This window comes from Streptomyces sp. NPDC029152 (genome assembly GCF_055564355.1).
Window position 1 is genome coordinate 116,634 of sequence record NZ_JBVHWR010000017.1, and the last position, 13,485, is coordinate 130,118.

A 13,485-nucleotide genomic window follows, 5' to 3' on the forward strand; every position below is an offset into this window, starting at 1 on the left:
CGGTGGTCCCGGCCTGTCGGTCGGGTTTGGCTGGGACGGCGACCGGGCCTGACGGCCCTGTGATGCCGTGCGGCGCGGCAAGCCGGCAGCAGCGGCCGTTGCCCGCCCGCAGCTCATCCGATACGCCCCGCGGCGGCCGCTCCGTTCTCAGGGCCGGCCCAGGGTCCCCCGAGCGAGCTACCTGTTTCGTCCTCCCGTGGGTGACGCACGCCACCGGTGGTCTCTTGTTGACTCGAATCGTCAACACGACGGCCGGACAAGGCCGACCAGCCCAGTAGTCGAGGACAACACCATGACCAGGACACGCAGTTCCGCGCAGCACGGTTTGCCCAGAGGCCGCCGAATCGCCGCAGCTCTACTGGTTTCCACGCTGGCAGGGACCTCACTGGTCGCGTGTGGTGCCGACGCCAAGGGCTCACCACCGGCCAAGGGCTCCGGCAAGAGCGCCGGCGAGACCGCGGGCGACGCCAAGATCACCTGGGGCAGGTGCCCGGCACCGGCCGAGGGACAAACCCGTGATCCCCGCCTGGCCTGTGGGACGTTGGAGGTGCCACTCGACCACCAGAAACCGGGCGGCACGAAGATCGAGGTGGCGGTCTCCCGGCTGTCCACCGCACAACCCGGGAAGCGACACGGCGTTCTGCTGCTGAACCCCGGCGGACCGGCCCTGGGCGGTCTCGGCATGCCCGCAACCATGGCGTCCACACTGCCGAAGTCCGTACTGGACCGCTACGACCTGATCGGTTTCGACCCGCGCGGCGTCGAACACAGCACCCCACAGAGTTGTGGCCTGCAGGACCCCAGCGTGTCCGGGCTCTTCCCCTATCCTGCCGCGGACGGCTCGATCACCAAGAACGTGACCCTCGCCGAAGCCGACGCCAAGCAGTGCGCCGACACGGTGGGCAGAAACCTGCGGTACTACAACACCGCCAACACCGCCCGCGACATGGACCGCATCCGCCAGGCGCTCGGTGAGAAGAAGATCTCCTACTGGGGCCAGTCCTACGGCACCTACCTCGGCGCCGTCTACCGCTCCCTCTTCCAGGGCCACACCGACCGGATGATCCTGGAAGGCAACGTCGACCCCACCAAGGTGTGGGCCAACCAGGTGGCGGGCACCTGGGGCAAGGGCATGGCCGACCGGTTCCCCGATGCCGCCCGCGTCGCCGCGGCACAGGCCGGCACCCTCAAGCTGGGCACGAACGTCGCGCAGGTGACCCGCACCTACCTCGCCCTCGCCGACCGGCTCGACCGCACACCCGTAGCGATCCCCGGCGCATCGGTGCCGCTGGACGGGGCACTGCTGCGGAACATGACCTACGCCCTGCTTCTGCACAACAACACCCTTCCCGTGCTCGCCAGGTTCTGGAAGGCCGCCGACGACCTGTCCCACGGCAGCACCACGGCCGCCGACACGGCGGTTCTCAAGGAGGTGTTCGCCGGCACACCGACGCCCCCGGGCATCCCCGCGGACAACCAGGCCACCATGTTCATGGCTCTCACCTGCGGCGACGCCGAATGGCCGCACGACGTCGACGGCTACGCCGCCCGCACCACCGCCGACCGCGAAAAGTGGCCGCTCACCGCGGGCATGCCCGCCAACATCTGGGCATGCGCCTACTGGGACAAGCCGGCCGAGGCGACTGCCAAGATCGTGAAGGGCGGCCCTCGCAACACCCTGATCCTGCAGAACCGCCGGGACAATGCCACTCCGTGGGAAAGCGGCGTCGGGCTGCACAAATCCCTCGGCGACGGCTCTGCCTTCGTCGGCGTCGACAACGGCGGTCACTACGTCTACGGCGAAGGCTCCGCCTGCACCGACAAGGCCACCGTCGGCTTCCTGTCCACCGGCCGCCTGCCGGACAAGGACGTCTACTGCACCGACGTCACCCAGAAGTAACCCGCCGGAACGCGGTGCTTCCCTGTCCGGCCCGCTGTCCGGTTGGAGTCGCCTCGACGGGTCCGACAGAAGTCGCCCCAGCCGGCAGCAGCGAGGGCTCCGAAAACCCCGTCGGAGAGGAGCTCGGGCTCGGTCAGGGGGCGGTTACGGGCGTTGCGACCGCTGCATTTCGGCGAACCGGCCGAGCCGGGTGCCCTCCCCCGTACCCCGCACCTGCAGTCGTGGCGGCCTCGGCTCGGCGCCGGCGGTGCAGGGAGCCGATCGCCATGCCCGCGGCGACCTCCAGGGCGGCGAGCAGGGTGCCGGCGCGCACGTAGTCCTGTGTGATCCGCTGCGGGACCCCGGGCGTCATCGCCAGCACCGGCCGGGAGCGGTCCAGCACCCGGATCTGGCTCTTGTCGTCCACGCAGAACACCAGCGCCCGCTCGGGCGGATCCAGATCCAGGCCGACCACATGATGGGCCTTGTCGACGAAGTACGGATCCGTGGACAGCCCGAAGGTCTCGGTGCGGTGCGGTGCGGCTGCAGGCCGAAGGCCCGCCGGATCCGCGACACGGTCGACTGCGACAGACCCATCTCCTTCGCCACCGCCCGCGTCGACCAGTGCGTGGCACTCTCCGGCGTCGACTCCGGCGCCTTGGTGACCACCGCGGTGACCTGCCCGTCGGTGACCGTCCACGGCCCGCCCGGACGCGGCAGGTCACCCAGACCGGCGCCCCGGTGCTCGACGAACCGCTTCCGCCACCGCCCCACCGCATGCGGCACGGAGACCAACCGAGCGGCCACGTCCTTGTGCGACGCGCCGCTCGCGCAGGCCAGGATGATCCGCCGGCGCAAAGCCCACGCCTGCGGCGTGGAACGGCGCCGCACCCATCCCTCCAGCGCAGCCCGCTCCGCATCCGACAGGATCAACTCGGCCCTCGGCCGCCCAGCACGCGCCACCCCGCAACCCTGCACATCCGAACAGAATTCCTGACTCAGAAAACTGAGGCATCGGTCCCCACTTGATCGAATCTCGAACGTCCGCCACGGGGCAGCCGACGAGGTACGCAGGGATCGGTGCTCGCGGGCGAAGGCGCGCATCTGTGGGCTTCCGGTGCCGACTGCCGCAAGGGCTTGACCCAAGGCCTGCGCCGAGTTCAGACCTTCGAGGCAACGCCCTGGAGCCGGAGAGTGCCAAGGGGGTGAAGTGCGGACGGGCCCGGTGGTCTCAGCGCAGGACGTCTCGCAGCAGTCCGGCGTGCTTCACCGTCTGGCTCGATCCGGTGCGCGCGGCCACCGCGTCGACCTCGGGGATACTGCCCTTGGCCGCGCAGCGCGAAGCGCACTCGACCGCGAGCGCGAGGAGCGCCCCGGCTTCCCGGACCGGTGTGCCGCGCAGCAGCGCGGGCACGGCGGCCTCCAGCACGGACCAGACCGTGGCGTACGCGCCGGTCTCGGCCGCCGCGCGCAGTGCGTCGGTCACGCGCTTCGCCGAGCTCGATCTGTTGCGTATCAACGCCTGCAACTGCCCCGCCAGCAGCCGGCCGTCCAGCTGGCCCTGGGCGGCGAGCACGAGCAGGGCGTCCACCGCGGCGTCACGGTCGAAGCCGATCTTCCGGGCGATCTGCCAGTGCAGGGCGTATCCCGCCGGGCCGCCCGCTTCGGCCAGACGCGCGAGCATGCGGCCGTCCACCGAGTCCTTGGCGTGTGCGGCCACCTCGTCGCGGTGATGCGGCAGCTGAGCCACCCAGTACGGTTCGGCGTAGGCGTCGTAGGGGCTGTAGGGGCCTGTGAGGGACCGATCCCGTTCGTACGTACCGAGCACGGCCGCGGCGACCGGCGGAAGCGGGATGTCCTGATCCAGTCCGGGGGACACGGGCACCCATCGTCCGGGCGGGGCGTCGGTCGGTTCGGCGGCCGGCCACTTCTGCGGAGTCGTGTCCTGGTGCGGCAGACCTCCCCCGCGCAGCCAGCGCGCCAGCCGCCGGCCGGCGTCCGACCGCAGGTCGCCCGCGGCGCGCAGCACCTGTTCGTCCGCCGTGGGGGTCACCCTCAGCAGGGCCTGCGCCAGGTCGACCGGTGCCGGTTCGACCCGCGCACGCTCCAGCTCGGCGATGCGTTCCACCAGCACGTTCGCGTCCACCGCGCCGGTGACGTGTGTCGGCAGTGCCAGCAGGAACGGCTGCGCGCCGGCCTCGATCACATCGAGGGCCTCCATCAGACGTGCCATGAGCAACCTGCCGGGCGGGGAGACCGCCTCGCCGTGACTGATCCGGCGGTGGGAGAGACCGTACATATTCCTCGGCTCGTCGCCGCGCACGGCCGCCGCCACGTCGTACAGGTCGCTCTGCCCGCAGTCACTGTGGACGCCCGGTTTCCTGCGCATGACAGGTTCGAGTGCCCGGGACAGCGCCGCACGGTCGAGCCGGGAGTGGCGGACCAGCCCGTCCAGCGCGCGTTCGAATGCCACCACATCGTCGTCGGCGAGGACCACCGCCAGCTCCTGGGCGACCTCGGCGGCCGTCCCGGCCGGGCCCGGCACCGGCCGGGGTCCAGGCACGAAGGGCAGCACCTCGGCCGCGGCGACCCGCTCGGCGCCGGTGTCGTGCTCCGTACCGGGCACCTCCGTGCCGAGCAGTTCCGCGGCGCGCGCGGACAGCCCCGGCCCGAGCGACGCGGCTGCCGTCCGGAGTTCCGCCCGCACCGGGTCCCCCGCGTTCTTCAGGTGGCGGGCGACGAGCCGGAGTGCGCGGTCCTGCACGGAGACGTCCGGGTGCCCGAAGGCAGACGCCGCGTAGGCCAGCATCCGACCCGCGCGCGCAGGCTCCCGCCGTGCCACCCGGTCGAGCCAGGCGAGCTGGGCGCGCACCAGCTTCTTCTCCGGGCGCAGCAGGACGCGTTCGCACGCCTCGCTCAGCACGTCCTCCTCCAACAGACCCGCCTCGTCCAGTTCGCGCAGGACCTCCTGGCCGTAGGAGGCCACCGGGGACGACAGGTCGAGCATGGCCACATGGTCCCGGAGGAAGGGGGCCTTCTCGGCCGGAGTCAGGGCCAGCGCCCGCAGGAGCGCCACGACCGGTGTGATCGTCTTGGGTGAGCCGTCCTGGAGGAGACGGGCGAGCAGCGGTTCGGCCAGGGCGGCCCGTTCGGGTGCCGTCCGGGCGTGCTCGTCGGCGGTGAGGGGGACGGCCTGCCAGTAGTGGATGGCGTGGGCCGGATGCTGGTCGGCCACGATCGCGAAGGTACGGCGGACGAGCGTGGCACGGTCCACCAGCCCCTCGGCGGCGAAGACGCACAGGGCCGTCAGCACTTGGGTGCTGAGGGAGACGGACGGCCGTTTCAGGGCCAGCGGGAGGAGCGTGGGGGTCAAGGGGTCCTCGCGCAGCCGCTCCAGGACACCGCCCGACGCGCCGTTCGAGTGTCTGCCCAGCCAGCCGGCGAGGAAGTAGTCGGATTCCGGCATCGGGCAGCCGGTGGTGCGGACGATGTGGTCGACAACGAGGTGGAGGCGTTGTGAAACCACGCGCTCCCGCACCCGCTCGTCGAGCCGTGCCACGAGTTCGGTCCGCCACGCGACGGGGAACAGGTCCACGACGCCGACCATCCAGCTGTCGTCCGAGGGCACGTAGCGTCCGCCCGAGTGGAGGTGGCGGGCCGCGGCGTCCGGGGTGACCTGGCAGCCCAGCCGTGCGCTGGCCAGGGCGACACGCTGCTCGACGGTGAGCTCCAGCCAGCCGGGGAAGCCCATCTCCTCGTAGCGGGCGTTCAGTTCCGGCAGCTGGGCCGCGCGCTGCTCCGCGTCGAGTTCGCCCAGCGCGCGGAGCACGCCGGGGGCATCTCCGGCCTCCACGAGTGCCATCAGTCTCATCGCGCCGACTCCTTCTTCGTGTTCCGGACCATGCGGGTGGCGAGCACGTGTTTGCACGGTCCACGACCACCCCGGTACTTCGCCCACCACGGGCAGGTGCAGCTCATCCGCTCTCCGTCCTCGATGCGGACCAGGTAGGCGTGCTCGTCCTTCCCCACCCACGCCAGTGCGCCGTCGATGCGGACCGCTCCCTGAGCGACCAGGGCCTTCGCTCCGCGCAGCCGAGGGTTGCGGGCCTCGACGGCGCCTGCGGCGTAGGGCAGGTGCCGGTGGTAGTACGCCTCTTCCGCAAGGTCGTAGCCGATCTGCCCGGAGGTCCCCAGCATCGTCAGGGCCGCGCGGACGCGTCCGGGCTCCAGGCCGGACTGCGCGGACAGGTCGGCCACGTCGATCCTCGGCTCCCAGGCCAGCAGCTCCGCCACCCGGTCCGTGTCCCGCGCCGCCGGTCCCGTGGCGAGGTCGTCGAGCACGCCGCCCTCACCGGAGAAGCCGCGCGAGGCGTGCGGGGAGAGCAGCAGCGTCAACCGCATGCCGGGCAGCGCGGCCTCCCATGCGACGGGTGCGGTCCGCTCCTGTCGGTCCCAGCTCCGCTCGTCATGGCTTCGCTCGGGCTCCGGGGCGTACACCCGCACCGTCGACGCGTGCCGCAGTACCTGCTGGAGGCTCAGCAGCCGCTCGCAGCCGGGCAGGCACACGGCACCGGGCGACGGCCTGGTCGCCGGGCGCAGGCTGCGGCCCGAGGGAACCACCCAGCGCGTCGTGTGCGCGCCGGACCGCTGGGTGGGCCGCGGCAGCGACCGCAGGACGGCGGCCGCCTCCGCGGCGGGTATCTCGGCGCGCGGGACGAGGCCCGCCGCGATCACCTGGGCCTCCGCGAAGCCGCGCAGCCAGCGCTCCGGCAGCGGGACCTTCTTCTCCACGAACCGGCCGTCGAAGGTGGTGGCCTCCAGCCCGTTCGGCCCCACCCGCAGGTGCAGCGGGTCCAGGCCGCCGATCCTGGCAAGGGCCAGGCGCAGCGGTGTGTTGATGTCGACGTTGGTGGTGCCGTGGCCGACGTCGTCACCGTCGAGGCCGGCGGCGAGGACGTCGAGGCGCGCGTGGACACCGCAGCAGGCGGAAAAGGACTCCAGCCGCAGCCGATCGCCACCGGCCGTGACGACCGGGTCCAGGAAGGCCGACGGCCGCGGCCGGTAGTAGCGGCTGGCGGCGACGTCGGCGACCGCGAGCAGCGCCGCGGCCGCGGCGGCCGGCGCGGTCAGGAACCCGTCGAAGAACCGCGGATGGGACGCCTCGCCCTCCGGCGTGGCACCGCCCGAGGTCTCTAGGGCCAGGGAGCGCCCGGCCGGGGTGTCGCGCACGGCGGACGCGTGCACGTAGGCATAGGACTGGATCGTTGAACTCACTTGCGAATGCTAGGCGTTGGCACTGACACAGGCCTCACTGGCGCCGACGTCGGGCGGGCCGGGGCACGAAGCGGCCGGCGAGGTGTCGAGGGGGCGTTCAGACCGGGCCACTGACCTCGCACCCCCGGTTCGCGCCCTCCGACCCGTCGCCGGTTCGACGAGTCGCCCTCGTCGCCGTGGAGACAGTGGTCACGGGCTCGACGGCAGGTCGGCGAAGCGATCCGGCGGACGCCTGCCGGGGACCGCGGAGCCGGCCGCTCGACGTGGTGCTCACCACCACTCACACCGTCTTGCCGGGGCCTCCTCGGCGATGGGTGACGCCCCAGTCGTTGCTGAGGGCGGTGACGAGGATCAGCACGTCCGGGGCGACCGGCGCATCTCCTCGCGCCGCGTCATCACCCGCCGGAAGTCCGTGTCTGGCGGGTGTAGGTCGCCCGCCGGCGGGGCCTCGGTTCTCGGTCGGGGTCCTCGTGCCGTCCGCCGCGCTCAGCCCACTGCCGGCCGGGGCGGGGCTGGAGGTTGAGTGGGCCGAACTCATTCAGACAGAAGACGACGTCGGGCTCCCGGTCCTCGGGTATGACTCGCCGTCGGCGATCGCGTAGAGGTGCTCGGCACGGGCCTTCTTGGCGGCGTGGTCCGGGTCGTGGGAGGTCTTCCGGGTCTTTATCCGTTGAAAGGACACGCCCTTCTCGCGGAGCAGGACCCGAAGGCCCTCGTGGCTGATGTCGTCGACCACCCCCTCGACGACCAGGAAGTCGGCCGGCTCAGCCAGGCTCCGGGTCGAGAACGGCAGGTTGTGTTCGGCCGACCTGGGCCTGGCTACCTTCTTGGTCTCGCGCCGCTCGGGCAGGGTGAATGTCCTGGGGCGACCGCCCTTGCACTTCGGGTAAAGCGCCTCGAAGCCGTCGGCACTGAAGTTGTGGATCACCTCCCGGACCCGGTCCGCGCTGGTGAACGTCGCCTCGGCGATCTTCACAACCGGCAGGCCCTGTGCGGACAGCAGCACCATCCGCGCACGCCGCCAGGTCACCACTGAGCCGGAGCCGCGGCGAATGACCCTCAGCAGCCGCCGGCCCTCGTCGTCACCGATCTCGCGTAAGCGCACCCGTTCTGCCACGCGCAGACGTTAACGGCTGCACCCCTTCGGACCCTCGTGCCGGGCGAGTCCCTGCTCTCGCAGGGCCGCTTCCAGCCGGGTGATGTCCTCGGTGTCCTTCCTGCGGCGGGGACGACCTGGAACCCAGACCGGCATCATCTGCTTGATCTCGATCTGCGCGCGCGGACTGATGATCCGGCACCGCAGCGGCCCGATACGGCCAACAGGAGCATCGAGCATGCCCTCCGGCCACACCTCCCCGGCCCAGGGACCGCCGGCGACCACAACGCGCCCGAACCGGTCCTTGCTCAAGAGAGCGAAGCTGCTCTCCACGCCCTGCTTGCAGAAATCAAGCTGCTGGTCGGCAGGTGGCCCGGACAGCGGCTCATAGCCGGAGCGCAGCAGGCCGCCGGTCAGAGCCGAAGCACCCTCCGCCCAGGCGAACCAGTCGATGTCCACATGGTCACGCGTGACCTCGCCGATGAAGAAGTCCATGGCCCAACCCCCGCGGAGCCACACCTCCACACCGAGGGCCTCCGCGGTCTCCACCGTCTCGCCGATCAGCCGGAGCTGCCGAGCACTGCGCTCACTGTCCACAGACGAGCAGGCTACGCGGCGATCCCGGCCACAGCAGCTCGATTTCCGCCTGCGGAAACGGGCGGACGTTGCCTGATGCGGCACTAGCGTCAAGTCGCCGACAGAAGCGGCGAGATCACTACCTTCAAGCCGCTGCTGGCCAGCCTCGACCTGGCCGACCGCACCGTCACCTTCGACGCCCTGCACTCTCAGCACGAGCACGCCCGCTACCTCGTCGAAGCGAAAAACGCCCACTGCGTCGCACTGATCAAGGACAACCATTCAAAGCTCGCGGCGTTCCTGCGTGAACTGCCCTGGACCGCCATCCCTCTCGGGGACCGAACCCGCGTGACGGGGCCGCCAGGGGTTTTCCAGACGGTCGAGGAGAGCGGTGACGCTGCGGCCGGTGGCAACGATCCGCTCCGCGGTGGTCGCGTTCCGCCCTGCGACCTCCGGGGCGAGGGGAACGGCGGAGGGCGGGAGGGAAGTCGCTCAGGGCGCGCAGGTGGCACGTCCAAGCGGCCGTCGCGGCACTCCACCCCAGGCTCGGGCCCCGCGGGGCGGTGGTGCTGCGCCGGTGGAACCAGCCGGCGAGCCGGCGGGCGAGACAGGCCCGGCCAGTGGCCGGATCGCGCATCAGACGGACGGCGAGCTCGCCGGGATGTGCTCGCGCAGGCCGCCGGGCCCGGCGGTGACGGTGGCCAGCGGGCGGGCACTGGTGTCCACCTGCAGCCGATGGCACAGCGTATCCTCACGGCCGTCCTCCTGCACCGGCGTACAGACGAAGTCGGCCCCGGGACGGGCGATGCCCCTCTCCCCCGGCCGCGGCGGATCCGGCATAAGCCCGCCGGGTCGGCCGGCCGGCTGACCGGGCAGGCCCACCAGCCACTGACACGCCACACAGCATCCGTGCTGCGCCGGCTGCCCTCACCGCCTGGCGGTCACCTCCTCCTGAGTCCTCGCAGCGGACCGTGCGGGTCTGTTTCGTCCAAGGCAGCCCGCGCCGCCGAGGCGAAGCTGCCGAGACGCTCGGAGACCATGGTCACCTCGACGGCGCGGCGCTCTACGAACTTGACGTTGCTGTCTGCCGCACCTAAGGAATCGCGCCAGGCGAGAAGAGTCGTATGCACCGAGTGGAGACCCAGGTGGACACTGTGGGCAGCCTGCTCCACCGACTCGGGCCCCTCGACTGCAAGGCCGGCCCAAGCTGCTTGTACCAGAACCAACCGATCTTGTGCGACCTGCATCGATGTCCTGACATCCAAATGACTCGAGGAAGAGACCGAAGGAATCAACGCAGGACTGGCGTACGACAATACTGAGTCCTCCCTCGACCAGGAGAAACGCGTCGCGGCCTTGGCCGATCTTCGCCGGTCAGGCGAGCGCGGGCACGCTCACGTCGTACTGGGTGGCGTCGCCGGGGCTGCGGGCGTCAGGTGGTGGTGGGCCAGGTCCGCAGCAGAGCGGCGATCTTCCCGGCGGTGCAGGCTGGGTCCAGGAGCAGGTCCTTGAGGGCGACGGCGTCCGCGCGGGCGGGCTTGACCGTGATCCCGGCGGCCTCGAGATACATGACGCCGGTTGCGGCGGCGACGGCCAGGTTGGAGCGTTCCAGCCAGCGGCACCGGCCCAGCGTGTGCACCAGGGCGGCGGCCTTGGCGTAGGGGCCGTCGTAGACGGGCTGCTCGAACAGCTCGGCCCGGTGCCGGGCGACCGCCGAGACCGGGACGCCGTAGTCGTCGGGGGCCGGATCGTTGACTCCGGCGGCCTCGGCGACCTGCAGGATCCAGGGGACGTCGATGTGCAGGTCCATCAGGCGGCGCGCGCTCCCCGAGGCTTGCGCTGGGCGTCTTCGGCTTCGTCGAAGAGTGCCTGGTGTTCGGCCAGGAAGCGGGCGGCGGCGTCCACCGCGCGGGCGCGCAGGCCGCTGGCGTCGTCCTGCACCAGACGGGCGAGGTAGTCGCCGATGCTCAGTCCCAGGTCGGCGGCGCGCTTCTTGGCGAGTTCCGCGACGTCCTCGTCAACGCGGGCGCCCAGTTGTGTCTTTGCCATACCCGCATGGTAACAGATGTTACCATCATGCTGCCAGCTCCACCGCATCGTCGTCGAGGCCCTGGGCGAGGCCTACTTTCGCGACAACCGCCACCGCGCCCACACCCTCGACAGGAACTCGGTTTCGGCTCCGGCATGACCTGCTGGCGCCGCCCGGCCGAATGGACCGAGGCGGGTGTCTGGTCCCGGCTGCACGAGGTTCTTCTGGCCGAACTCCGCAGCGCGAACGTCCTGGATTTCTCCCGCGCGGCGGTCGACGGTTCCTACATCCGAGCGTTGAAGGGGGATCCAAGACGGGACGAAGCCCTGCCGATCGGGACAGGACGGGCAGCAAACACCATCTGATCATCGACGCCACTGGCATCCCGCTCGCCGCCACCCTGACCGGCGGCAACCGCAACGACGTCACCCAGCTGATCCCGCTGCTCCAGGCCGTCCCGCCTGTGCGCGGCAGGCGCGGCCGGCCCCGGCGCCGCCCAGACGTCGTTCTGGGTGACCGTGGCTATGACCACGACAAGTATCGCCGCCTGGTCTGGGACCTCGGTGTGAAACCGCTGATCGCCCACCGTGGTACCGAGTACGGCTCTGGCCTGGGCACCCATCGGTGGGTTGTGGAGCGTGCGTTCGCCCACCTGCACTGGTTCCGCCGCCTGCGCATTCGCTGGGAGGTCCGCGACGACATCCACGAAGCGTTCCTCAGACTCGCGTGCGCATTGATCTGCCGGAGGCGGCTGAGATCACCGCGCGGACAACCCTAGAAGGGGGCCAGCAGGAACCGGGGGGAGGCGTGGGGTTGGCACGATTCCCCCGACACATTTCCAACGGCCGGCGCTGGTCAATGACGGCCGCGGTCTCCTTGCAGGTGCTACACGCGTTGCTCCGATCCGGCACCCACCAGTACGGAGAGACCGCGAGGCCCTCGTACTCCATGCCGCACAGGGTCGCGCCGGAATCCGTGTAGGCATAGGCCGTGTCGTAGGTATGGGCCACGTCCTCAGAGGTCGTTAAGTCCGATCTTTCTCAGTTCACGATCGCTCGATCGTGGTACTGATCGCCGCCCGGGTCGTCTGCCGCTGACCGCCTGCGGGCAGGCGCTCAGCGGCCCTGGCCACGCCTCCTGTAAGCCGCCTCCGACCTGGTGTTTTCCCGGGACAGCGACGGGAGGGAGGTATTGGCGGAGGCGGAGCAACAGTTCATGGAACACGTGATTCAATGACCGCATGATGGAGGACCGTACCTTTCTAGGGCCGCTGGAACTGACCGACGGCCGTTGGGGAATCGGGGACGCCACACGACCTGACGCCCACTGGGTGGAGTTCCGTCCGGACGGGCTCTACCAGCACGAGCCAGACTCCGAAGGACAGTTGATCCCGTGGTCCAGGATCATGAACGGCATCTGGATCACCTGGGGCAAGCACTCCTGGAACGCGAACAGCAGAGGCCTGTACACGCTGAGGGGAATGGTCGCCACGCGTAACGGCGGCTGGATGCACACGACACTGCGCCACCCGTACGAGGACCACCAGCTGCGCTTCGACCAGCACACGCGCCCGTACCGGGCGGTGGACACCCTCCGGCTGGAGTCCCTGCTGCGGCAGCTCACCACTGAGGGAAAGCTGCATCTCCTCGGCGACCCGGAATGGGTGGGTCGTGCCGCGGCGTACCTGGCCGGCGGGAAGAACCGCTGGATCACCAGCCGTGCACTGCGGCAGGTGGCGGCGGAGGCCCTGGCGGCAGCCGGCCCCGGCAGCCCCTGACCGCCGCCATCGCCATCGGCGCCGTGGGCGGACAACAGACATCAAGATTGCCACTGCGGACTGGGCACGGCCCTCACCTCGCCATCGCCGGAGAGCACCCTGTCTGCGTCATGTGAAAGGTCATCAAGTCCGTTTCTGGTAGCGGCCTCGTCCGGGTTGGGTGGGGAAACCTTGCCGGGTGAGGCGTCCGAGGCGGCTGCGGGTGACGTTGACGGACGCCTCGTCGATGGGCATGTCGAGGAGTTCGTGCAGCTCACGAGCTCGGAACACCTGCCCGGGGTGCTGGTCGAGATCGTGTAGAACATCGGCCGGGCCCTTCGGCTCGACCGGGACGGCTCCACGAAGGTCGCGCGGATCATCGTGCCCGTGTTCCTGGAACCGGGCGAGGATCCCACCGACATGGTCGCCAGCGTCTCGTATGCCGGGCTGGTCGCTGTCCTCCAAAGCCTGCGCTCGCACGACGAACGACTCGTCGAGCAGCTCGCCTCCCGCGCCCTCACCAGCGGCAGACGCAAGACCCACATCCAGCGCGACACCGACGGGCGGATCATCGCGGTCGGCGGCGGGGCGGGGACGAGGTGCAGGAGGGTGATACCGACGGGGCGGTCGAGTCCGCACTTCTGCACTTCTCCACCCACAGGGGCCCTGCCACGATCGCGGCGTTCCTGCGCACCCGCGAGTAACAGCCGGAGTCACTGGTCTGGCTCAAGGGCTGCCAGGCCCTCATCCGCTGGCGGAAGGAGAACGAGATCACCGGGCTCTACGCCGTGCCCCATGACGTAGAAACCGAGGTCGGGGCGACGAAGGCTTTTCCCTGGGGCCCGCCTGCCGGGGCGCGGTGAGTGGCGGGTGAC

General features: G+C 70.6%; 11 protein-coding genes and 1 pseudogene. 3 read left to right on the plus strand and 9 right to left on the minus strand.

Annotated features, from left to right (window positions below):
• Positions 1-547 precede the first annotated feature (547 nt).
• A complete protein-coding gene (locus ACZ4V6_RS29390) occupies positions 548-1,900 on the plus strand; it encodes an alpha/beta fold hydrolase (RefSeq protein ID WP_467833361.1) in 1,353 nt (450 codons plus the stop codon).
• A 133-nt stretch (positions 1,901-2,033) separates the two neighbouring features.
• On the opposite strand, the gene ACZ4V6_RS29395 is transcribed toward ACZ4V6_RS29390, so the two are convergent.
• From ACZ4V6_RS29395 to ACZ4V6_RS29430, 8 genes and pseudogenes are all read right to left on the minus strand, one after another.
• Complete coding sequence (locus tag ACZ4V6_RS29395; protein ID WP_467833413.1) at positions 2,034-2,354, minus strand: hypothetical protein; 321 nt, start codon at positions 2,352-2,354, stop codon at positions 2,034-2,036.
• On the minus strand, positions 2,249-2,983 hold the full coding sequence (locus tag ACZ4V6_RS29400) for a helix-turn-helix domain-containing protein (RefSeq protein WP_467833362.1): 735 nt from the start codon (positions 2,981-2,983) through the stop codon (positions 2,249-2,251). Before ACZ4V6_RS29400 ends, ACZ4V6_RS29395 begins: the two co-directional genes overlap by 106 nt.
• A gap of 127 nt (positions 2,984-3,110) precedes the next feature.
• Positions 3,111-5,750 (minus strand): DUF7824 domain-containing protein, encoded by a 2,640-nt coding sequence (locus tag ACZ4V6_RS29405; protein WP_467833364.1) that lies wholly within the window; start codon positions 5,748-5,750, stop codon positions 3,111-3,113.
• Positions 5,747-7,153, minus strand: a complete 1,407-nt coding sequence (locus ACZ4V6_RS29410) for an SWIM zinc finger family protein (protein ID WP_467833366.1) — start codon at positions 7,151-7,153, stop codon at positions 5,747-5,749. Before ACZ4V6_RS29410 ends, ACZ4V6_RS29405 begins: the two co-directional genes overlap by 4 nt.
• A 419-nt stretch (positions 7,154-7,572) precedes the next feature.
• A pseudogene (locus ACZ4V6_RS29415) lies at positions 7,573-8,270 on the minus strand (helix-turn-helix domain-containing protein); the annotation flags it as partial.
• 9 nt (positions 8,271-8,279) lie between these two features.
• Positions 8,280-9,047 (minus strand): nucleotidyltransferase domain-containing protein, encoded by a 768-nt coding sequence (locus ACZ4V6_RS29420; RefSeq protein ID WP_467833368.1) that lies wholly within the window; start codon positions 9,045-9,047, stop codon positions 8,280-8,282.
• Positions 9,048-10,257: 1,210 nt separating this feature from the next.
• Positions 10,258-10,635 (minus strand): fic family toxin-antitoxin system, toxin component, encoded by a 378-nt coding sequence (locus tag ACZ4V6_RS29425; RefSeq protein ID WP_363045235.1) that lies wholly within the window; start codon positions 10,633-10,635, stop codon positions 10,258-10,260.
• On the minus strand, positions 10,635-10,874 hold the full coding sequence (locus ACZ4V6_RS29430; RefSeq protein WP_467833370.1) for a hypothetical protein: 240 nt from the start codon (positions 10,872-10,874) through the stop codon (positions 10,635-10,637). Before ACZ4V6_RS29430 ends, ACZ4V6_RS29425 begins: the two co-directional genes overlap by 1 nt.
• Before the next feature lie 27 nt (positions 10,875-10,901).
• On the opposite strand from ACZ4V6_RS29430, the gene ACZ4V6_RS29435 reads away from it, so the two are divergent.
• Positions 10,902-11,632, plus strand: a protein-coding gene (locus ACZ4V6_RS29435) for an IS5 family transposase (RefSeq protein WP_467833371.1) whose coding sequence is annotated in 2 segments (ribosomal slippage) — positions 10,902-11,157 and positions 11,157-11,632 — 732 coding nt in all. Because the reading frame shifts where the segments join, the coding sequence is not laid out codon by codon here.
• Positions 11,633-12,094: 462 nt separating this feature from the next.
• Positions 12,095-12,631, plus strand: coding sequence for a hypothetical protein (locus ACZ4V6_RS29440; RefSeq protein WP_467833372.1), 537 nt, complete (start codon positions 12,095-12,097; stop codon positions 12,629-12,631).
• A 123-nt stretch (positions 12,632-12,754) separates the two neighbouring features.
• Here the strand turns inward: ACZ4V6_RS29440 and ACZ4V6_RS29445 are convergent, their stop codons facing one another.
• Positions 12,755-13,153, minus strand: a complete 399-nt coding sequence (locus tag ACZ4V6_RS29445) for a hypothetical protein (protein ID WP_467833373.1) — start codon at positions 13,151-13,153, stop codon at positions 12,755-12,757.
• Between the last annotated feature and the right edge of the window lie 332 nt (positions 13,154-13,485).

Coding starts and splice junctions, on each gene's coding strand:
- ACZ4V6_RS29400 (WP_467833362.1), bottom strand. CDS start 2,983: ATGCGCGCCTTCGCCCGCGAGCACCGATCCCTGCGTACCTCGTCGGCT.
- ACZ4V6_RS29405 (WP_467833364.1), bottom strand. CDS start 5,750: ATGAGACTGATGGCACTCGTGGAGGCCGGAGATGCCCCCGGCGTGCTC.
- ACZ4V6_RS29425 (WP_363045235.1), bottom strand. CDS start 10,635: ATGGACCTGCACATCGACGTCCCCTGGATCCTGCAGGTCGCCGAGGCC.
- ACZ4V6_RS29430 (WP_467833370.1), bottom strand. CDS start 10,874: ATGGCAAAGACACAACTGGGCGCCCGCGTTGACGAGGACGTCGCGGAA.
- ACZ4V6_RS29440 (WP_467833372.1), top strand. CDS start 12,095: ATGATGGAGGACCGTACCTTTCTAGGGCCGCTGGAACTGACCGACGGC.